General features: G+C 70.1%; 18 protein-coding genes. 3 read left to right on the forward strand and 15 right to left on the reverse strand.

Features of this window, described 5'->3' with window-relative positions; genetic code table 11:
• From AC07CM_RS47095 to AC07CM_RS47125, 7 genes are all read right to left on the reverse strand, one after another.
• On the reverse strand, positions 1-100 hold a 100-nt coding region (locus AC07CM_RS47095), incomplete at its 3' end, for a chorismate synthase (protein ID WP_478882758.1).
• A 176-nt stretch (positions 101-276) separates the two neighbouring features.
• Positions 277-1,116, reverse strand: a complete 840-nt coding sequence (locus AC07CM_RS47100; protein ID WP_478882735.1) for a shikimate dehydrogenase — start codon at positions 1,114-1,116, stop codon at positions 277-279.
• Positions 1,097-2,773 (reverse strand): endolytic transglycosylase MltG, encoded by a 1,677-nt coding sequence (mltG, locus tag AC07CM_RS47105; protein ID WP_478882736.1) that lies wholly within the window; start codon positions 2,771-2,773, stop codon positions 1,097-1,099. The genes AC07CM_RS47100 and mltG overlap by 20 nt, the downstream gene beginning before the upstream one ends.
• A gap of 122 nt (positions 2,774-2,895) precedes the next feature.
• Positions 2,896-3,360: a Holliday junction resolvase RuvX gene (gene ruvX, locus AC07CM_RS47110; protein ID WP_478882737.1), complete on the reverse strand. Its 465-nt coding sequence runs from the start codon at positions 3,358-3,360 to the stop codon at positions 2,896-2,898.
• Between the two features lie 25 nt (positions 3,361-3,385).
• Positions 3,386-6,058 carry an alanine--tRNA ligase gene (alaS, locus tag AC07CM_RS47115; protein ID WP_478882738.1) on the reverse strand — a complete coding sequence of 891 codons (2,673 nt, stop codon included), beginning with the start codon at positions 6,056-6,058 and terminating at the stop codon, positions 3,386-3,388.
• Complete coding sequence (locus tag AC07CM_RS47120) at positions 6,058-6,405, reverse strand: hypothetical protein (RefSeq protein ID WP_478882739.1); 348 nt, start codon at positions 6,403-6,405, stop codon at positions 6,058-6,060. Before AC07CM_RS47120 ends, alaS begins: the two co-directional genes overlap by 1 nt.
• 16 nt (positions 6,406-6,421) lie before the next feature.
• Entirely contained in the window at positions 6,422-6,856 is a 435-nt protein-coding gene (locus AC07CM_RS47125; protein ID WP_478882740.1) for a DUF948 domain-containing protein, read from the reverse strand.
• Positions 6,857-7,018: 162 nt separating this feature from the next.
• On the opposite strand from AC07CM_RS47125, the gene AC07CM_RS47130 reads away from it, so the two are divergent.
• Entirely contained in the window at positions 7,019-9,184 is a 2,166-nt protein-coding gene (locus AC07CM_RS47130; protein ID WP_478882741.1) for an ATP-binding protein, read from the forward strand.
• A 21-nt stretch (positions 9,185-9,205) separates the two neighbouring features.
• On the opposite strand, the gene rpsD is transcribed toward AC07CM_RS47130, so the two are convergent.
• From rpsD to AC07CM_RS47155, 5 genes are all read right to left on the reverse strand, one after another.
• A complete protein-coding gene (rpsD, locus tag AC07CM_RS47135; protein ID WP_066996810.1) occupies positions 9,206-9,820 on the reverse strand; it encodes a 30S ribosomal protein S4 in 615 nt (204 codons plus the stop codon).
• A gap of 304 nt (positions 9,821-10,124) precedes the next feature.
• Positions 10,125-11,480: a replication-associated recombination protein A gene (locus AC07CM_RS47140; protein ID WP_478882742.1), complete on the reverse strand. Its 1,356-nt coding sequence runs from the start codon at positions 11,478-11,480 to the stop codon at positions 10,125-10,127.
• A gap of 61 nt (positions 11,481-11,541) precedes the next feature.
• On the reverse strand, positions 11,542-12,198 hold the full coding sequence (locus AC07CM_RS47145) for a vitamin K epoxide reductase family protein (protein WP_478882743.1): 657 nt from the start codon (positions 12,196-12,198) through the stop codon (positions 11,542-11,544).
• 205 nt (positions 12,199-12,403) lie between these two features.
• Positions 12,404-13,666, reverse strand: a complete 1,263-nt coding sequence (gene hisS, locus AC07CM_RS47150; RefSeq protein ID WP_478882744.1) for a histidine--tRNA ligase — start codon at positions 13,664-13,666, stop codon at positions 12,404-12,406.
• A 13-nt stretch (positions 13,667-13,679) separates the two neighbouring features.
• Entirely contained in the window at positions 13,680-14,387 is a 708-nt protein-coding gene (locus AC07CM_RS47155) for an MBL fold metallo-hydrolase (protein ID WP_478882745.1), read from the reverse strand.
• 167 nt (positions 14,388-14,554) lie between these two features.
• On the opposite strand from AC07CM_RS47155, the gene AC07CM_RS47160 reads away from it, so the two are divergent.
• Both AC07CM_RS47160 and AC07CM_RS47165 read left to right on the forward strand, forming a co-directional pair.
• Positions 14,555-15,382 (forward strand): peptidylprolyl isomerase, encoded by an 828-nt coding sequence (locus tag AC07CM_RS47160; protein ID WP_478882746.1) that lies wholly within the window; start codon positions 14,555-14,557, stop codon positions 15,380-15,382.
• 155 nt (positions 15,383-15,537) lie between these two features.
• On the forward strand, positions 15,538-16,767 hold the full coding sequence (locus tag AC07CM_RS47165; protein WP_478882747.1) for a DUF349 domain-containing protein: 1,230 nt from the start codon (positions 15,538-15,540) through the stop codon (positions 16,765-16,767).
• A gap of 61 nt (positions 16,768-16,828) precedes the next feature.
• Here AC07CM_RS47165 and AC07CM_RS47170 read toward each other — a convergent pair whose 3' ends face one another.
• From AC07CM_RS47170 to secF, 3 genes are all read right to left on the reverse strand, one after another.
• Positions 16,829-19,339 (reverse strand): RelA/SpoT family protein, encoded by a 2,511-nt coding sequence (locus AC07CM_RS47170; RefSeq protein ID WP_478882748.1) that lies wholly within the window; start codon positions 19,337-19,339, stop codon positions 16,829-16,831.
• A 251-nt stretch (positions 19,340-19,590) separates the two neighbouring features.
• Positions 19,591-20,139, reverse strand: coding sequence for an adenine phosphoribosyltransferase (locus AC07CM_RS47175; protein WP_478882749.1), 549 nt, complete (start codon positions 20,137-20,139; stop codon positions 19,591-19,593).
• Positions 20,136-21,245 carry a protein translocase subunit SecF gene (gene secF / locus AC07CM_RS47180; RefSeq protein WP_478882750.1) on the reverse strand — a complete coding sequence of 370 codons (1,110 nt, stop codon included), beginning with the start codon at positions 21,243-21,245 and terminating at the stop codon, positions 20,136-20,138. Before secF ends, AC07CM_RS47175 begins: the two co-directional genes overlap by 4 nt.
• Position 21,246 lies beyond the last annotated feature (1 nt).

A 21,246-nucleotide genomic window follows, 5' to 3' on the forward strand; every position in this document is an offset into this window, starting at 1 on the left:
TCTCCGTGGTGATCGGCACGCCGGCGGGAAGCCCCTCCAGCGTCGCGACAAGTGCGGGACCGTGGGACTCCCCCGCGGTCAGCCAACGCAGCCTGGTCAACGGTGCTCCTCAGTGTTCGCGCCCGGTACCGCCCGGCGTACGCGTGATCTCGTGTACGGCGACGGCGCGACCGGGTGCGCGACTCCGGTGCGCCACCTCCGATCCTCCCACGTCCGGGGTCCGGAACCGGCCGCCGGTCCAGCAGGCGGGACGGGCGGGCGGGACTCGGGTGGTGTTCAGCGGGCCGCGAGCGCCTTCTCACCGGCGTGCCGCATGGCGTCCAGGGGGGCCGGGGAGCGGCCGGTCATCCGCTCGACCTGCAGGACGGCCTGGTGGACCAGCAGGTCGAGGCCGCTGACCACGGCGCCGCCGAACATGGACCAGCGGGCCGCCAGCTCGGTCGGCCAGGGGTCGTAGAGCACGTCGAAGAGGGTGGCCGGGCGCTCGGGTACGGCGGCGGCGAGCGCGTCGGTGGTTCCGGTGGGGGTGGTGGCGATCACCAGGGGGGCGCGCAGCGCCTGCGCCGCGTCCGACCAGTCGGCCGTACGGACGTCCACGTCGAGCCGTTCGCCCCACTGCCGCATCTCGGCGGCGCGGGCCTCGCTGCGGACGTAGGCGACGACCTCACCCGTGCAGACCCGGGCGAGGGCGGCGAGGGCAGAGGAGGCGGTGGCTCCGGCGCCGAGGATCGCAGCGGACTCGACCTCCTCGATGCCGTGCTCGCGCAGGGCGGCCACCATGCCCGGGATGTCGGTGTTGTCCCCGACGCGGCGGCCGTCCTCGGTGAAGACCACCGTGTTGACGGCGTCGACCGCGGCGGCCGTCTCGCTGATCTCGTCCACCAGCGGGATGACCGCCCGCTTCAGCGGCATGGTCAGCGACAGCCCCGCCCACTCCGGCCCGAGCTGCTCGAGGAAGCCGGGCAGGGCGGCCTCGTCGATCTCGAAGCGGTCGTACGACCAGCCGGTGAGCCCGAGTGCGTCGTAGGCCGCCCGGTGCAGCACCGGGGAGAGGGAGTGGGCGATGGGCGAACCGAGTACGGCGGCCCGGCGGGCGTCAGTTGCCCGAGGTGGCATTGAATTTGTCCTTGAGCTGCTTGAATTCATCGTACGTCTTGGCGAATTCAGTGTTCGTCGTGCCGTCCGTCGCCACGAAATAGATCCAGCCGTCGTGCGTCGGATTCAATGCCGCCTTCAACGCGTCCTCGCTGGGGTTGCCGATCGGACCGGGCGGAAGTCCCTTGTGGGTGTAGGTGTTGTACGGGTTCCGGTTGCTGTTGATCTCCTTCTCGGAGATGTGGATGTTGCTCGTGCCCTTGAGGTAGTTGTAGGTCGAGTCGAACTGCAGCAGCTGGTTGGTCTCCGTGTTGGTGGGCTTGAGGCGGTTGTAGACCACCTCCGCCATCTTGCGGAAGTCGTCGTGCGTCTTGCCCTCCGCCTGGACCAGGCTCGCGACCGTGACGAGCTGGAACGCGTTGTTCAGGCCCAGCGCCCGGGCCTTCGTCGTGAGGCCGTAGGCCGCGTATTTCTCCTTGGCCTGGGTGACCATCTGCTTCAGGACCGCGTCGGGCTTCATGCCCTTCGCGGCGGGATACGTGCCCGGGAAGAGGAAGCCCTCCAGCGGATCCTGGACGTCGCCGTTGGTCTGCACCCAGCTCGGCAGGCCAAGGGCCTTGTACTGCTTCTTGGAGACCTTCTTCGTGGTACCGGAGGCGATACCGAGCTGTTTGTCGATCGCCTGATAGACCTCGGCATTGCGCTCGCCCGGTTTGACGAGCACATTGCTCTGGCTCCTCGGGTCGAGCATCAGCTGCACGGCACTCGCGGCGGACATCTCCTTCTTCAGGAGATAGGCACCGGCCTGGATCTGGTCGCCCTTGGGGTTCTGCCCCTGCGCGTGCACGAACGCGTCGGCGCTCTTGACGACCCCGGCCGACTTGAGCCGGCGGCCGATCTCCCAGCCACCCGCGCCACTCGGGATCTCGACGGTCACCGTCTCGCTGGTGCCGTCACCCGCGTAGTCCGGGGCCGTGCCGAAACGATTTTGGTAGAACTTGTAGCCGAAATATCCGACTGTGCCGAGGCCGCCGCCGAAGACCAGGACGACGACCATGCAGGCGCAGCCGGTGCGCTTCTTCTTCTTGACGGGTTTCTTGCCGCGCCGCTCGCCCGGGCCGGAACGGCTCTCGGCCTCGTCCTCGGCGTCCCCGTCTGCGCCTCCGCCTCCCGCGAAGAAGGGGTGTTCCTCCACTTCGGCGGCGGGTTCCGGTTCCGGTTCGGGCCGCCTGCGACCGGGCGGCTGCGGCGGCGGGTAGGCGTCCTCGGTGCCGTAGAAGTCGGGCTGCTGCCCGCCGTAGGCCACGGGCTGCTGACCGTAGGGGTCGCCGGGGTCGGCCGCGTACGGCACGTGGCCATGGGTGCCGGTGGCGTCCCAGCCGCCCTGGTAGTACTGCTGCTGGGTGTGCACCGCGTACTGCTGGTCCTGGCCGGCGTACTGCTGGCCGTAGTGCTGGTGCCCCTGTTCGTCGTAGTACTGGTACTGCTGCTGGTCGTATCCGGGCTGCTGCCCCTGGGTCCAGTCGCCGTACTGCGGCTGCTGCGGGTACTGCTGCGGCTGGCCGCCGTAGGACTGCTGACCCGCGTGGGCCTGCTGTCCTCTCCATCCGTCGTCCCCGTACAACGGGTCCTCCGGATGCCACGGTTCGGAGCCAGGGCTCCGGCCATACTCAGTCATCGATCCCCTAGAGCCGCGAGGCCGACGGTCGCGCGGCCGGTGCACCGGCTTCCGTTCCGCCTCTTGCTGTGCGGCGGCTGTTCGAACACCGCCGCATCGCGCGGAACGTTACCGTATCGCGATCAGATGACCACTTCGACGCCCTCGCCGGGTGCTTTACCTGACACCCGTTCGGATTCCAGGGCCTGCTGCAGGATGATGACGGCTGCTGCCTGGTCGATGACGGCCCGGCCCTTCTTGGATTTCACCCCCGAGGCGCGCAGTCCCTGACTGGCCGTCACGGTCGTCATCCGCTCGTCGACCAGCCGGACCGGCACGGGCCTGATGCCCTTGGCGAGTTCCTCGGCGAAGGTGCGGACCTTGACCGCGGCCGGGCCCTCGCCCCCCTTGAGGGAGCGAGGGAGCCCGACGACGACCTCGATCGGTTCGTACTCCTCCACCAGTTGCCTGAGCCGGCGGTGGGCTGCCGGGATGTCCCGGCCGGGGACGGTCTCCACCGGAGTGGCGAGGATCCCGTCGGGGTCGCACGAGGCGACCCCGATCCGGGCGTCCCCGACGTCGATCGAGAGTCGGCGTCCTCTGCGCATTTCCGACCGTTTCCTTACTTCACTGTCACTTGGCGGTCTCGGCGACGAGTCGCTCGACGGCCTCGACGGCCTCGCCGACGGCGGCCGGGTTCTGGCCGCCGCCCTGGGCGACGTCCGGCTTGCCGCCACCGCCGCCGCCGAGGGTCTTTGCGGCCGTGCGGACCAGGTCACCGGCCTTGAGGCCGCGCTCACGGGCGGCCTCGTTGGTGGCGATGACCGTCAGCGGCTTGCCGTTGTTGACCGTGAAGAGGGCGACCACGGCGGCCCGGCCGCCCTGGATGCGACCGCGCACGTCGAGGACCAGCTTGCGCAGGTCGTCCGGCGTGGTGCCGTCCGGCACCTGGCCGGTGACGACGGCCACACCGCGGACGTCCTTGGCGGACTCGGCGAGACCGGCGGCGGCCTGCAGCACCTTCTCGGCGCGGAACTTCTCGATCTCCTTCTCGGCGTCCTTCAGCTTGCCGAGCATGACGGAGACCTTCTCCGGAAGCTCCTCCGGGCGGCCCTTGATCAGCTCCTGGAGCTGGGCCACGACCGTGTGCTCACGGGCGAGGAAGTTGTAGGCGTCCACACCGACGAGGGCCTCGATGCGGCGGACACCCGAACCGATGGACGACTCGCCGAGCAGCTTCACCAGGCCCAGCTGGGCGGTGTTGTGCACGTGCGTGCCGCCGCACAGCTCCTTGGAGAAGTCGCCGATGGTCACCACGCGGACGCGGTCGCCGTACTTCTCGCCGAACTCGGCGATGGCTCCCTGCTTCTTGGCCTCGTCGATGCCCATGACCTCGGCGTGCACGTCGAGGTCGCGGGCGAGCACCTCGTTGATCTTCTGCTCGACATCGGTCATCACGGCCGTCGGAACGGCGGACGGGGAGCCGAAGTCGAAGCGGAAGCGGCCGGGCTGGTTCTCGGAACCGGCCTGCGCGGCCGTCGGGCCGAGGGCGTCGCGCAGGGCCTGGTGGGTCAGGTGGGTGGCCGAGTGGGCGCGGGCGATGGCCGTGCGGCGGCGGGCGTCGATGTTGGCGTGGGCCTTGGCGCCGACCGTCACCTCGCCGACCTGGACCACGCCCTTGTGGACGTACACGCCCGGCACCGGCTTCTGGCAGTCGCGGACCTCGATGACGGCACCGGTGTCGACCTTGATCCGGCCGGTGTCGCCGATCTGGCCGCCGCCCTCGGCGTAGAACGGGGTGCGGTCGAGGACGATCTCGACCTCGTCGCCCTCGGTGGCGGCCGGGGAGGAGACGCCGTCGACGAGGATGCCGACGATCGTGGTCTCGCCCTGGGTGTCGGTGTAGCCGATGAAGTCGGTCTCACCGGCGGCGTCGGCGATCTCGCGGTAGGCGCCCAGGTCGGCGTGGCCGGTCTTCTTGGCCTGGGCGTCGGCCTTGGCGCGCTCCCGCTGCTCCTTCATCAGGCGGCGGAAGCCCTCCTCGTCCACGGACAGCCCCTGCTCGGCGGCCATCTCCAGGGTGAGGTCGATCGGGAAGCCCCAGGTGTCGTGGAGCAGGAAGGCCTTGTCGCCGGAGAGGACGCTGCCGCCCGACTGCTTGGTCTCGGTGACGGCCGTGTCGAGGATGTTCGTGCCGGCCTTGAGCGTCTTGAGGAAGGCGTTCTCCTCGGCGATGGCGACCTTCTCGATGCGCTCGCGGTCGGTGACGAGCTCCGGGTACTGCCGGCCCATCATGCCGATGACGGTGTCGATCAGGTCCTTGACGACCGGACCGGTGGCGCCGAGCAGGCGCATGTTGCGGATGGCGCGGCGCATGATGCGGCGCAGGACGTAACCGCGGCCCTCGTTGCCGGGGGTGACGCCGTCACCGATGAGCATCACCGAGGTGCGCATGTGGTCGGTGACCACGCGCAGGGAGACGTCCGAGTCGTGGGCGTCGCCGTAGGCCACGCCGGTCAGCTCGGTGGCCTTGTCGATGACGGCCATGGAGGTGTCGATCTCGTACATGTTCTGCACGCCCTGCAGAATCATGGCGAGGCGCTCCAGGCCGAGGCCCGTGTCGATGTTCTTGCTCGGCAGCTCGCCGAGGATCTCGAAGTTGTCCTTGCCGATGCCCTCGCCACGCTCGTACTGCATGAAGACGAGGTTCCAGATCTCCACGTACCGTTCGTCGTTGACGGCGGGGCCGCCCTCGACGCCGAACTCGGGGCCGCGGTCGTAGTTGATCTCGGAGCAGGGGCCGCAGGGGCCCGGGACGCCCATGGACCAGTAGTTGTCCTTCATGCCGAGGCGCTGGATGCGCTCCTTCGGCACCCCGACGACCTCGTGCCAGATGCGCTCGGCCTCGTCGTCGTCCTTGTAGACGGTGATCCACAGGCGCTCCGGCTCCAGGCCGTAACCACCCTTGTCCTGGGGCGTGGTGAGCAGCTCCCAGGCGTACTTGATGGCGCCTTCCTTGAAGTAGTCGCCGAAGGAGAAGTTGCCGCACATCTGGAAGAACGTGCCGTGCCGCGTGGTCTTGCCGACCTCTTCGATGTCGGGCGTGCGCACGCACTTCTGCACGCTGGTGGCGCGCGGGAACGGCGGCTTGACCTCACCCAGGAAGTAGGGCTTGAAGGGCACCATGCCGGCGGGGACGAGGAGCAGAGTCGGGTCGTCCGCGATGAGCGACGCCGAAGGGACGACGGTGTGCCCGCGCTCCTCGAAGAAGCTCAGCCAGCGGCGGCGAATCTCGGCCGACTCCATCAGTGGTCCTCATTCCGGTCGTGCGAGTACGTCGTGTTCTCGATGTACTTCGGGTTGCTGCGGTCGTTCTCGATGGCGGTGTACCGCCGGGGCGCGGGGAGTTCGGGGTCCGCTTCGATGCCCAGCGCCTGGCCCAGCTCGGCCTCCCGCTGCGCCATGTTGTCGCGGACGTCGAGCGCGAAGCCGACCGCGCGGTCCTTCAGGCGCTGTCCGGTCTCCAGCGCCTTGTTCGCGGCGGTCGCGGCGAGACTCTCGGGGGTCAGCTGCTTCAGCTTGCGGTTGACCTTGGTCGTGGCCCACACACCGGCGGCGACACCCGAGGTGAACCAGAACGTACGGCGGAACATCGCTCGGTCTCAGTCCTTACTTCCGCTTGCGTCGTGCGGCAGGAACCGTGCGGCCCACGATCACGGTACGCCGGGGCGACTTGGCAGGCACGTCCTCCTTGCGGCCGCCCAGGGCCCGGCGGACGCCGTACCCGAAGGCCGCGACCTTGACCAGCGGGCCGCCGAAGGTGGAGGCGACGGTGGTCGAGAGCGCGGAGGCGTTCGACGTGACCTCCTGGACGTCGGAGGCGATGGCGTCGACCCGGTCGATCTGGGTCTGCGCGGAGCGCACGGCCGCGGAGGCGTCGGCGAGCAGCGGGACCGCCTGGTCGGTCACCTCCGCCACGAGCTTGGTGGTCGCCTTGAGCGTCTGGGCCAGCCTCGCCAGTGCGACGGCGAGGAAGGAGACCAGGATCGCCCAGAAGACGGCCACCAGGATCCCGGCCACCTCTCCACCGGACACTGTGCGCACCCGCTCCCTGAAACGTGCTCTGAACTTCGGAACCTCGAAAAAGCAGTGCACCGAGCCTATCGCGCCGGGCGTGGGGCTCCGTACCGGATTACGGTCGGCGGGCGGTGGAGTTGCGGGAAGCGATTGTACGGAATGAACACGGTTCAGTACGCTCCGTGTCCCATGCGAGGTCCTCAGCGCCCCGGCCCCTCCACGGGCGGCAATCTGCCCCTTGAACTCACCGCGTTCGTCGGCCGCTCGGCCGAACTGGCCGAGCTGGCCGAGGCACTGGAGGCGGCCCGGCTGGTGACCGTGACCGGGGTCGGCGGCGTGGGCAAGTCCCGCCTGGCCACGCGTGCGGCCGCACAGTCGGCGCCCCGGGACGGTGTGTGGCGGGTGGAGCTGTCGCCGGTGCGGGATCCGCAGTTCGTGGAGTACGCGGTGGTCGAGGCGCTGGGCCTGACCGATCACACCACGCGTACGCCCGCCGAGACACTGTTCGAGCACCTCGCCGGCCGCCGCGTCCTGCTGCTGCTCGACGGGTTCGAGTACCTGGTCCAGGCCTGTGCCGAACTGGTGGCGGAGCTGCTGCGCGGGCTGCCGGAGCTGCGGGTGCTGGCCGTCGGACGGCGGCCGCTGGGGGTGGCGGGCGAGCGGCTGTTCCCGCTGGTCCCGCTGGGCGAGGACGAGGCGGTCGAGCTGTTCGCGGACCGGGCGCGGCAGCACGGGCTGGGTGTGGCCGACCGCCCGGCGGTGCGGGAGCTGTGCGGCCGGCTCGAGGGGATCCCGCTGGCCGTGGAGCTGGCCGCGGGGCGGCTGCGGGCGCTGTCGCCGGCGCAGTTGCTGCAGCGGCTGGACGACCGGTTCCGGCTGCTGACCGGCGGCGACCGGGACGCCCTGCCCCGCCATCGGACGCTGCGCACGGCGATCGGCTGGAGCCATGAGTTGTGCACGCCCGCCGAACGGCTGCTGTGGGCGCGGCTCTCGGTGTTCGCGCAGACCTTCGACCTGGAGGCTGCCGAGTACGTGTGCAGCGGCGCCGGGCTGGCCGCCGAGGACGTGCTGGACGTCCTCGCCGAACTGCTCGCCCAGTCGGTCCTGACCCGCGAGGAGACCCCGGCCGGCCCCCGCTACAGGATGCTGGACACCGTGCGGGCCTACGGCGCCGACTGGCTCGAGGCGACCGGGGACGCGGCCCGGCTGCGGCGACGGCACCGCGACTGGTACCTGGGCCTGGCCACCATGTGCGAGCTGGACTGGTTCTCGCCGCGGCAGCGCGAGGTGGCCGCGCGGATCGACGTCGAGCTGCCGAACCTGCGGGCGGCCCTGGAGTTCTGCCTGTCCGAGCCGGACGAGGCGCATCTGGGCCAGTACCTGGCGGGCTCGCTGTGGTTCTGCTGGGCGGGCTGCGGGCGGCTGTCGGAGGGGCGGCGCTGGCTGGAGCGCAGCGTGGAGCTGGACTCGGCGTACGAGCAGTCCCGGCTGAAGGCGCTGTGGGTGCTCGGCTATGTCGCGATCCTGCAGGGCGACACCGTGCCGGCGCTGGCCGCGCTGCGGGAGTGCCGCGAGCAGGCGGAGCGGGTCGCGGACGGGACGGCGGTGGCGTACGCGGAGCACCGCGCCGGCTGCCTGGCCCTGGTCACGGACGACATGGCGCGCGCGGAAACGCTGCTGCGGTCGGCGCTGTCCCGCTACCAGGAGATCGGCGAGCTGAACAGCAACGTCCTGATGGGCCAGGTGGAGCTGGCGATGGCGCGGGCGTTCCAGGGGGACCTGCCGGACGCGGTGCGGCTGTGCGAGGACGTGCGCCGGGTGTGCGAGGACCACGGGGAGCGCTGGGCCCGGTCGTACGCGCTGTACGTGCTGGCGTACGCGGCCTGGCGGAACGGGGACACGGCGGGGGCGCGGGACCTGCTGCGGGACTGCCTGGACAACGCGCACGCCTTCCACGATCTGCTGGGCTCGGTGCTCTCCATCGAGCTGCTGGCCCTGGTGACGGCGAGCCAGGGCGATCCGGCCGAGGCGGCTGTGCTGCAGGGCGCCGCGAAACGGCTGTGGCCCTCGGTGGGGCTGCCGCTGTTCGGCTCGGCGTACTACAACGCCCCGCACGAGCTGTGCGAGGCGACGGCCCGGAAGGCCCTCGGCGACGGGCGGTACGAGGAGTGCGTGCGCGAGGGGGCGCGGCTGGACCGGGAGGCGGCCGTGGCCCGGGCGCTGGCGCACGGCGGTGTACGGCCGCTGCCGGGGCTGCCGGCGCCGCGCGGGCCGGTGTCGCAGGCCCGCGGTGAGGCCGGGAAACGCGAACCCGCCGCCTCGCCCACCCGGAAGGGCGGGGAGACGGCGGGCTGAGGTGCTGCGCCGGGGCTGGGGTCAGCGGGCGTAGTACTCGACGACGAGCTGCTCGTCGCAGATCACCGGGATCTCCTTGCGGTTCGGCTCGCGGTCCAGGCGGAACGCCAGAGCCTTGAGGTTCACCTGCAGGTAGCGCGGGGTCTCGCCGTCGGGGGCGAAGCCACCCTCACGGGCGATCTGGAAGAGCGTCTTGTCCTTGGAGCGGTCGCGGACCTGCACGACGTCGTCCGGGCGGACACGGAAGGACGGCTTGTCGACCTTCTGGCCGTTGACCTGGATGTGGCCGTGGACGACCATCTGACGGGCCTGGTAGATGGTGCGGGCGATACCCGAACGCAGGACCAGGGCGTCGAGACGGCGCTCGAGCTCGATGATCAGCGCCTCACCGGTCTTGCCCTGGACCTTGGAGGCACGCTCGTAGGCGCGGACGAGCTGGCGCTCGGACACGTCGTACTGCGCGCGCAGACGCTGCTTCTCGAGCAGACGGACCTTGTAGTCCGAGTTCTGCTTGCGGCCGCGGCCGTGCTCACCCGGCGGGTAGGGGCGGGCCTCGAAGTACTTGACGGCCTTCGGGGTCAGCGCGATGCCGAGGGCACGCGACTTCTTGACCTTGGGGCGGGACTGGTTCGCCACTGTCTCTTTCTTCCTTCTGTTTTCCGGCTTGTCAGGGTTCAGGGAGGTCGCATCCGCAGCCGGGGAAACCCTCGGGTCCGCACGGGACCTGTCGGGCAGCCGCTCCCCTGGTCTGGGCACATACGTGCAGCACGCGAGTGGCCCACCGACCGTTCCCGGAAGTCCGGGTGGTGGTGGGCTGCCCGCGACACCGATCGACGGTGCGCGACGCTCCTGGAGTCAGTCCGCGAAGGACTGGATCTCCGGCCGGCTGTCCCGTTCTGACTGCACGGGACTCGGCACTTCCGGGCAGTCTACAGGGTGCTCAGGACCGCTTGCGACCGAGGTGTTTCCTGGTCCACTCCACGGCGTCCGCGTACCGCGCCTCGGCGCCGTGCCGGGTCGGTGTGTAGTACTCGCGGTCCTGCAGGGCGTCCGGGGCGTACTGCTGCTGGGCGATGCCCTCGGGCAGGTCGTGCGGGTACACATAGCCCTGCGCGTGGCCGAGCTTGGCGGCGCCCTTGTAGTGCCCGTCGCGCAGGTGCGGTGGGACCGGTCCGGCCAGGCCCTTGCGCACGTCCTCCATGGCGGCGCCGATCGCGGTGGTCGCCGAGTTGGACTTCGGGGCGAGCGCGAGGGCGATGGTGGCGTGGCTGAGGGTGAGGGCGGCCTCGGGGAAGCCGATCATCGCGACGGCCTGGGCCGCGGCGACGGCGATCGGCAGGGCGTTCGGGTCTGCCAGGCCGATGTCCTCGCTGGCGGAGATCATGAGGCGCCGGGCGATGAACCGGGGGTCCTCGCCGGCCTCGATCATGCGGGCCAGATAGTGCAGGGCGGCGTCGACGTCGGAGCCGCGGATGGACTTGATGAGGGCGCTGGCGACGTCGTAGTGCTGGTCGCCGTCGCGGTCGTACTTCACCGCCGCCCGGTCGACGGTCTCCTCCAGGGTGGTCAGGGAGATCTCCGTCTCGCCCTTGTCGAGGGCGGCTCCGGCGGCCGCCTCCAGGGCGGTCAGGGCGCGGCGGGCGTCGCCGCCGGCGATGCGCAGGAGGTGGTCCTCGGTGTCCCCGGGGAGGGCGACGGCGTCCCCCAGTCCGCGCTCGTCGGTGAGGGCCCGCTTCAGCAGTCCCCGGAGGTCGTCGTCGGTGAGCGGTTCGAGGGTGAGCAGCAGGGAGCGGGACAGCAGCGGGGAGATCACCGAGAAGTACGGGTTCTCCGTGGTCGCCGCGATCAGGGTCACCCAGCGGTTCTCGACGGCGGGGAGCAGGGAGTCCTGCTGGGCCTTGCTGAAGCGGTGGATCTCGTCCAGGAAGAGGACGGTCTCCTTGCCGAAGCCGCCGGTGGCGCGGCGGGCGCCGTCGATGACCGCGCGGACCTCCTTGACGCCCGCGGTGATCGCGGACAGCTCCACGAACCGCTTGTTGGTGGCCTTGGAGACGACATAGGCGAGTGTCGTCTTACCGGTGCCGGGCGGGCCCCAGAGGATCACCGAGGATGGTCCCGCGGGGCCGCCGTTGCCCTCGCCGACCAGTCGGCGCAGGGGCGAGCCGGGCTTGAGCAGATGCTGCTGGCCCACGACCTCGTCGAGCGTGCGCGGGCGCATCCGCACCGCCAGGGGACTCGCCGCCGGGTCCTTCTCCTGGCGTTCTTCTGCTGCGGCGGTGAAGAGGTCGGGTTCCACGCTGAAACCCTAAAACACGGCACTGACAATCAGGTCCGGGCCGCCGGGGCGGCCCCGGCTGTCAGCTGGTCCAGAAGTCCCACCAGCGGGTCAGGACCAGCATGCCGATGATTCCTACGTGCAGGACCGGCAGCACCCAGGTGAACTCGCCGAAGAAGGACTTCAGCCACCGCGGGGACGGCAGGAAGTCGTTGCGGACGTTGAACGAGGTGACGTACCAGAACATGGTGATCGTGGCGACCCAGGCCAGCGAGCACCACAGGCACAGCGCGTTGATCCGGTACAGGGACTGGAACTGCAGCCAGGTGCAGAAGGCGACGCCGAAGAGCGTGCCGAAGTTGAAGGTCAGCCAGTACCAGCGCGGGAAGCGGGCGCGGGCCAGCAGGCTCATGCCGACGCAGATGACGATGCCGTAGCAGACCAGGCCGAGCATCGGGTTCGGGAAGCCGAAGGCGGCGGCCTGCTTGCTCTCCATGACGCTGCCGCAGGAGACGACCGGGTTCAGGCTGCACCCGGGGGTGAAGGTCTTGCCCGCGACCTTTGCCTCGAGGATCTTGAACTTGTCGATCGTGATGACCCACGCGGCGAGCAGTCCGGCGGCGCCGGTGATCACCAGCAGCAGGGCGAAGGCGCGACTGCCGCCCACCGTGCGTGGTGCCTCGGCCGCGCGCTCGGGACCGGGCTCGGTGGAGACGTCCTTGACTGTCGTCTTGCTCATCACGCCGATTCCGTCACTTGAGAGTTGGACCATCTTCGGGCACGGGCCATTCTGCCGCACCCGCGCGGGTGGGCACCGTTCGCTCCGCATAAGGATGTACGTACGACAAGTGCCGCGCGCTCGGTTCCGGACAGGCTTCGTGGCGCCCACGACAGAGGCGCCGGACGCCCCTCGGGGAGCATCCGGCGCCCACGCGCGCGTGCGGCTAGCCGAGCCGGGACTCCAGTTCCGCCACGATCTCGTTCACGCCGATCGCCGTCTGCTCGCCGGACTCCATGTCCTTGAGCTGGACGACGCCCTCGGCGAGGTCGCGCTCGCCGGCGACGATCGCGTAGCGGGCCCCACTGCGGTTGGCGTTCTTCATGGAGCCCTTCAGGCCCTTGCCGCCGTAGGAGAAGTCCGCCGCGATGCCGACCTTGCGCAGTTCGGTGATCTTCGCGAACAGGACCCGGCGGGCCTCCTCGCCGAGGGGCACCGCGTAGACACTGGTCGAGGACGGGATCTCCGGCTCGACGCCCTCGGCCTCCAGGGCGAGGACCGTGCGGTCGACACCCAGGGCCCAGCCGACGGACGGCAGTGCGGGGCCGCCGATCATCTCGGACAGGCCGTCGTAGCGGCCGCCGCCGCCCACCGCGGACTGGGAGCCGAGACCGTCGTGCACGAACTCGAAGGTCGTACGCGTGTAGTAGTCCAGGCCGCGCACCAGCTTCGGGTCGTCCTCGAAGGCCACGCCGGCCGCGGTGATCAGCTCGCGGACCTCCTCGTGGTACGCCTTGCAGGCGTCGCAGAGGAAGTCGCGCAGGAGCGGGGCGTCCCCGAGCTGCTTCTGCACCGACTCGCGCTTGTCGTCGAGGACGCGCAGCGGGTTGATGTCGACCCGGCGGCGCGTGTCCTCGTCCAGGTCCAGGCCGCGCAGGAAGTCCTGCAGCGCGGCCCGGTAGACGGGACGGCACTCCTTGTCGCCCAGCGAGTTCAGCAGGATGCGGAAGTTGCGCAGGCCCAGGGAGCGATAGGCCTGGTCGGCCAGGATGATCAGCTCGGCGTCGAGCGCCGGGTCCTCCGCACCGATCGCCTCGGCGCCGACCTGGGAGAAGTGGCGGTAGCGGCCCGCCTGCGGCTGCTCGTAGCGGTAGTAGGAGCCCGAGTACCAGAGCTTGACCGGCAGGTTGCCCTGGCGGTGGAGATTGGCCTCCAGCGCGGCGCGCAGCACGGAGGCGGTGCCCTCGGGACGCAGGGCGAGCCTGTCGCCGCCCCTGGTCTCGAAGGCGTACATCTCCTTGGTGACGATGTCGGTGGATTCGCCGACGCCCCGCGCGAAGAGCTCCACGTTCTCGAAGCCGGGAGTCTCGATGTAGCCGTAGCCGGAGTCGCGCAGCGGGGTCGCGATCGCCTCGCGCACCGCGAGGAACTTCGCGGAACGGGGCGGGATCAGGTCGTACGTGCCCTTGGGGGCCTGGAAGGTACTCACGGAAGCTCTCTCGTCACATTCCTCGTCGGGGAGCCTGGAAGGCGCCCTGGCCGGCCGCCACCTGCCGCAGATAGGGGTTGGCGGCGCGCTCCTGGCCGATGGTCGTCTGGGAGCCGTGGCCGGACAGCACCACGGTGGAGTCGTCGAGCGGCAGGCACACGCGGGCCAGCGACTCGAGCATGTCCTCCATGGATCCGCCCGGCAGGTCGGTGCGTCCGATGGAGCCGGCGAACAGCAGATCCCCGGAGAAGAACACCGACGGGATGTCGGCGGTCTCGGGCATCCGGAAGGTCACCGACCCCTTGGTATGGCCCGGCGCGTGCGCGACGGAGAACTCCAGTCCGGCCAGATCGAGCGCGGCGCCGTCGGTCAGCTCCCTGACGTCGTCGGGCTCCCCCACGGTCAGCTCGCCCATCAGCGGCATGCCGATGGAGCGGCCGAGCGCCTTCTCCGGGTCGGTCATCATGTACCGGTCCTCGGGGTGGATCCACGCCGGCACGTCGTGCGCGCCGCACACGGGGACGACCGAGGCCACGTGGTCGATGTGGCCGTGGGTGAGGACGACGGCGACGGGCTTGAGCCGATGCTTCCTGAGTGCTTCCTCGACGCCTTGGGCGGCCTGGTGGCCCGGGTCGATGATCACGCACTCCTCACCGGCGGCGGGGGCGACGAGATAACAGTTCGTCCCCCAGGCCCCGGCGGGGAACCCGGCAATGAGCACGATCGTCCTTCGTTGTGTCGATTACAGGCGGCTTCAGCTGCGTCAGAGCCTACCGGCGCTGCCGTTTCCTCAGCGAACCCATATACGGTACGGGGCTACACGCGGCTGTCGGCACACAGGACGCACGCGTACGGGTCGACACACGACACTCATGAGGAGAGAACCCGGTGGTCAGCCAGGAACAGCGGAAGCGTCAGCTCGCCCGGGAGAAGTTCTTGCGGCAGCAGCAGCGGCGCACAGACGCACGGCGCAAGGCGCGCATCCGCAACTCCGTGGTCGCGTCGGTGCTCGGCGTGGTCGTGATCGGCAGTGTCGCGCTGTACACGACCGGGGTGCTGAAGAACAGCGACGACGACAAGAAGACCAACGCCAGTGCGGACGTCACGCCGAGCGCCACGCCGTCCAGCAAGGCGCCGGACCCGTGCGAGAAGCCGGCCGCGGGCTCGATCGAGAAGCTGAGCTGGAAGAAGGAGCCGGCGATGTCGATCGACACGTCGGCGAAGTACACGATGAAGCTCGCGACGACCTGCGGTGACATCGACGTCGCGCTGAAGACGTCGGCGGCCCCGCACACCGTGAACTCCTTCAACTTCCTCGCGGGCAAGGGCTTCTTCGACCACACCAAGTGCCACCGCCTGACCACCAACGGCATCTACGTGCTGCAGTGCGGCGACCCGACGGGACTCGGCAGCGGCGGGCCGGGCTACACGATCCCGGACGAGAACCTGAAGGACGCGAGCCTGAAGGGCAACAAGTACCCGGCGGGCACGGTGGCGATGGCCAACACCGGTCAGAAGCACACCGGCGGCAGCCAGTTCTTCCTCGTCTACAAGGACAGCCCGTTGCCGCCCAGTTACACCCCGTTCGGCACGATCGACGCGGCCGGCCTGAAGGTGCTGAACAAGATCGCGGCCGCGGGTGAGAACACCGGCGCCGGTGACGGCGCCCCCAACGCGACGGTCGTGATCAACAAGGCGACGGTCACCAAGTCCTGACGCTCTCCAGGAGGTCAAGTCGGCCAACTGCGGAATTTCGGTCGCGCTGGATGCGGACAGGCAACCCGCTGGTCGCCTATGTTGGCCGTGACGAAACTGTGGACGATGCCCGGGGGCGCTGAGACCCGCCGCAGGCATCATGTGGAGGAGGCGCTGTGAGCAGCGACCCGTGGGGCCGCGTCGACGAGACGGGGACCGTGTACGTGCGTACGGCCGACGGCGAGCAGGTCGTCGGTTCCTGGGCGGCCGGCTCCCCTGAGGAGGCGCTTGCCTACTTCGAGCGCAAGTACGAGGGCCTGGTTGTCGAGATCGGCCTCCTCGAGAAGCGAGTTCAAACCACCGACCTGTCGGCGAAGGACGCCCAGACCGCGATCGACCACCTGCGTGAGCAGGTGGACGCGCACCACGCGGTCGGTGACCTCGCCTCGCTGCGGGGCCGCCTCGACAAGCTCGTGGAGAAGGTCGAGGCCCGGCGCGAGGAGCGCAAGGCGCAGCGGGCCAAGCAGTCCGACGAGGCCCGCAAGGCCAAGGAGGACCTGGTCGCCGAGGCGGAGGAGCTGGCTCAGTCCGACCAGTGGCGGGCCGCCGGTGAGCGGCTGCGGTCGCTGGTGGACACCTGGAAGGGGCTGCCGCGCCTGGACCGTAAGTCCGACGACGACCTGTGGCACCGGTTCTCGCACGCCCGGTCGGCGTTCTCCAAGCGGCGCAAGGCGCACTTCGCGCAGCTGGACGCGCAGCGCGAGGAGGCCCGCAAGATCAAGGAGCGGCTGGTCGCCGAGGCCGAGGCGCTGTCCGGCTCGACGGACTGGGGGCCCACGGCGGCGCGCTACCGCGAGCTGATGGCGGAGTGGAAGGCCGCGGGCCGCGCCCAGCGCGAGCACGAGGACGACCTGTGGAACCGCTTCCGCGGCGCCCAGGACGTGTTCTTCGCCGCGCGCAGCTCGGTCTTCGCCGAGCGGGACGCCGAGCAGTCGGAGAACCTGAAGCTGAAGGAGGAACTGGCCGAGGAGGCCGAGAAGATCCTCCCCGTCACGGACCTGAAGGCGGCGCGTGCCGCGTTCCGCTCGATCAACGAGCGCTGGGAGACCATCGGCCACGTCCCGCGGGACGCCCGGCCGAAGGTCGAGGGCCGCATGCACGCGGTCGAGCGGGCCATCCAGGAGGCCGAGGAGGCCGAGTGGCGCCGTACGAACCCGGAGGCACGCGCGCGTGCCGAGGGCCTGACCGGGCAGCTGCAGGCCGCCGTGGACAAGCTGCGGGCGCAGATCGAGCAGGCGCGCGGCCAGGGGAACAACGCCCGGGCCGACAAGCTCGAGCGTGAGCTGGAGGGCCGCCAGGCGCTTCTGGACCAGGCTCTGAAGGGCTTGCAGGAGTTCGGCGGCTGATTCCCCACCGCTACGTCGAAGGGCCCCGTACGTGGCGTACGGGGCCCTTCGGCGTGAGTGCCTACGACCGGCTGCGCGCCGAGGTCACGCGGTAGACGTCGTACACGCCCTCCACGCCGCGTACGGCCTTCAGGACGTGGCCGAGATGTTTCGGGTCGCCCATCTCGAAGGTGAAGCGGGAGGTGGCCACCCGGTCGCGGGAGGTCTGGACGGCCGCGGAGAGGATGTTGACGTGCTGGTCGGACAGGACGCGGGTGACGTCCGACAGCAGCCGGGAGCGGTCCAGGGCCTCGACCTGGATGGCGACCAGGAAGACCGAGGACTGGGTGGGCGCCCACTCGACGTCGAGGATGCGCTCCGGCTCGCGGGACAGTGACTCCACGTTGACGCAGTCGCTGCGGTGAACCGATACACCGCTACCGCGCGTGACGAAGCCGATGATCGGGTCGCCGGGGACGGGCGTGCAGCAGCGGGCCAGCTTGACCCACACGTCGTCGACGCCCTTGACGACGACGCCGGGGTCGGCGCTGGAGCGCCGCTTGCGGCCGCGGCTGCGGGACGGCGGGACCGCCTCGTCGATCTCCTCGGTGGCGGCCTCCTCGCCGCCGAGCGCCTGGACCAGCTTCTGCACGATGTTCTGCGCGGAGACGTGGCCCTCGCCGATCGCCGCGTACAGCGCGGAGATGTCCGAGTAGCGCATCTCGTGCGCGAGCGTGACGAGCGAGTCGCCGGTCAGGATGCGCTGGATGGGCAGGTTCTGCTTGCGCATGGCACGCACGATGGCGTCCTTGCCCTGCTCGATCGCCTCGTCGCGGCGCTCCTTGGAGAACCAGGCCCGGATCTTGTTGCGGGCGCGCGGCGACTTGACGAACCCGAGCCAGTCGCGCGACGGACCCGCGCCGGGCGCCTTGGAGGTGAAGACCTCGACCAGGTCGCCGTTGTCCAGGGTGGACTCGAGCGGTACGAGCCTGCCGTTGACCCGCGCTCCTATGGTGCGGTGGCCGACCTCGGTGTGGACGGCGTACGCGAAGTCGACGGGGGTGGCTCCGGCCGGGAGCGCGATGACGTCGCCCTTGGGCGTGAAGACGAAGACCTCGTTGCGGGACAGGTCGAAGCGCAGGGACTCCAGGAACTCGCCCGGGTCCTCCGTCTCCTTCTGCCAGTCCAGCAGCTGGCGCAGCCAGGCCATGTCGTTGAGGTGGTCGTCCTTCTTGCCGGCCTTCGGCACGTCGGTACGGACCTTGGAGGCACCCGCGACGGCCTCCTGCTTGTACTTCCAGTGCGCGGCGATGCCGTACTCCGCGCGCCGGTGCATGTCGAACGTGCGGATCTGCAGCTCGACGGGCTTGCCGTTGGGCCCGATGACCGTCGTGTGCAGCGACTGGTACATGTTGAACTTGGGCATCGCGATGTAGTCCTTGAACCGGCCCGGGACCGGATTCCATCGCGCGTGCACCGTGCCGAGGGCGGCGTAGCAGTCGCGGACGGTGTCGACGAGGACACGGATGCCCACCAGGTCGTAGATCTCCGCGAAGTCGCGACCGCGGACGATCATCTTCTGGTAGACGCTGTAGTAGTGCTTCGGGCGCCCTGTGACGGTCGCCTTGATCCGGGCGGCACGCAGGTCGGCCTGGACCTCGTCGGTGACTATGGCGAGGTACTCGTCCCGCTTGGGCGCCCGTTCGGCGACCAGCCGCACGATCTCGTCGTACATCTTGGGGTAGAGGATCGCGAACGCGAGGTCCTCCAGCTCCCACTTGATGGTGTTCATGCCCAGCCGGTGGGCGAGGGGCGCGTAGATCTCCAGCGTCTCGCGCGCCTTCTTCTCCTGCTTCTCGCGCTTGAGGTAGCGCATGGTGCGCATGTTGTGCAGGCGGTCGGCGAGCTTGATGACCAGGACGCGTGGGTCCTTGGCCATGGCGACGACCATCTTGCGCACGGTCTCGGCCTGCGCCGCCTCGCCGAACTTGACCTTGTCCAGCTTGGTGACGCCGTCGACGAGGAGCGCGACGACGTCGCCGAAGTCGCGGCGCAGGTCGTCAAGGCCGTACTCGGTGTCCTCGACGGTGTCGTGCAGCAGCCCCGCCATGAGGGTGGCCGGATCCATGCCCAGCTCGGCGAGGATGGTGGTGACGGCGAGCGGATGCGTGATGTACGGATCGCCGCTCTTGCGCTTCTGCCCCCGGTGCCAGCGCTCGGCGACCTGGTAGGCGCGCTCGATCTGCCGGAGCGTGGAGTTCTCGATCTTCGGATCGTTGCTGCGCACTATCCGCAGCAGCGGCTCCAGCACCGGGTTGTACGGGTTCGCGCGCTGGACGCCGAGGCGGGCGAGGCGGGCGCGGACGCGGTTGGAGGAGCCGGAGCGGGCGGGCTGGCCGGCGGCGGGGCGCACGGGCGGCGCCGGCTTGGGACGTGCGACCTCGGCGGCCTTCTCGACGGGCGCGGACTGGGCGTGCTCGACCGTCCCGCGGGTGTCGTTCTTCGCGTGCGACACGTTCGGCGCGGGCTTGGCCGCGGCTGCCGAGGCGGACTCGGGCTTGGCGGCGGTCAGGTGCTGGGCCTCGTCTGGCAAGAGGGCTCCTCGTGCGCGATCCGGGTCCCCCGGTCAGGCTCCGGAAACCCCATGGTAGCGATCCCGCGCCTCGTCATCGCCCTCAGGCCGAAGTGCGGACCGTATACGTGTGCAACGTGAGGGGCTGCCGTGTGATTCCGGGAGGTGGCGTCGAGGTGTTCTCCGGGCGTGCGGCACGTGTCCCGGACCGGAACGGCGACGGCCGCCCCGGTGGTGCCGGGGCGGCCGTTCCGCACGCGTACTCGGTCGCGTCAGACCTGCAGGAGAGCCTCGAGCGGCGCCCCGTCGAGGGCCGGCTCCAGGCGGGCACGGCCGCCGAGGAAGCCCAGCTCCATGAGGACGGCGAGGCCCGCGACCTCGGCGCCCGCCCGCTGGATGAGGTGGATGGCGGCCTCGGCGGTACCGCCGGTCGCCAGCACGTCGTCCACGATCAGCACACGGTCGCCGGAGGACAGGTCCTCGGCGTGCACCTCGATCTCGGCCGAGCCGTACTCCAGGTCGTAGGCCTGGCGCAGGGTCGCGCCCGGCAGCTTGCCCGCCTTGCGGACCGGGATGAAGCCGACGCCGGCGCGGACGGCGACCGGGGCACCCAGGATGAAGCCCCGGGCCTCCAGACCGACGACCTTGGTCGCGCCGGTGTTCGCGGCGATCTCGGACAGCGCGTCCGTCAGGGCCGTGAACGCCGCCGGGTCCGCGAGCAGCGGGGTGATGTCCTTGAACATCACGCCCGGCTCCGGGTAGTCCGCCACGTCACGGATGCGGCTGAGCAGCAGCGCCGTGAGGTCCGCGAGGTCGGTCATCGGCGCTTCCCGGAGGTTCGGCCACGGCCCCGGCCGCGGGAGGCGGGCTGGTTGCGCGGGCCCACCACGGCGGGAGCGGCGTCGTCGGGCTCGTCACCGCCCGCGGAACGGGCCTCCGCGAAGTCCTCCTCGGCGGCGGCCTGGGCGCGCTTGGCCAGGACCCGCTTGCGGAGGGCCTTCATCGCCGGCTCGCGCTCCTTGAGGTCGGCGACGAGCGGCGTGGCGATGAAGATCGAGGAGTACGCACCGGCCGCGAGACCGACGAACAGCGACAGCGAGATGTCGTTCAGCGTGCCCGCGCCGAGGAAGCCGCCGCCGATGAAGAGCAGGCCGGCCACCGGCAGCAGGGCGACCACGGTGGTGTTGATCGAGCGGACCAGCGTGCCGTTGATCGACTGGTTGGCGATGTCGCTGTAGGTGAAGCGGGTCTGCTTGGTGATGTCCTTCGTCTGCTCCTTGAGGCTGTCGAAGACGACGACCGTGTCGTAGAGCGAGTAACCGAGGATGGTCAGCAGACCGATGACCGTACCGGGCGTGACTTCGAAGCCGACGAGGGCGTAGATACCGGTCGTGATGGTGATGTCGTGGATCAGCGCGACGAGGGCCGCGACGGCCATGCGCCACTCGAAGGCGATCGCCAGGTAGATCACCACGAGCACCATGAAGATCGCCAGGCCCTCCCAGGCCTTGTTGGCGATCTGCTCACCCCAGCTGGGTCCGACCAGGTCGGCGGCCAGCTTCTCCGGGTTGAGGTTCAGGTCCTGGGCCAGCTTCTGCTTGATCTGGTCGGACTTGTCGGTCTCGATGCCGGCGATCTGGATGCGCAGGCTGCCGTTGCCGAGCTTCTGCACGATCGCCTCGTGGCCGGAGGCGTCCTTCGCGTAGCCCTCCGCCTGCGCCACCGACGTGCTCATCTTGGTCGGCGTGGTGAAGACCGCGCCGCCCTGGAACTCGATGCCCATGTTCAGGCCGCGCACCGCCAGGCCGAGGATGGCCGTGATGGTGATCAGGATGGAGACGCCGTACCAGATCTTGCGCTTGCCGACGAAGTCGTAGCTGATCTCGCCGCGGTGCAGTCGGGCACCGAGGTTGCCGAGTTTCGACATC

Source organism: Streptomyces sp. NPDC044061 (assembly GCF_056434305.1).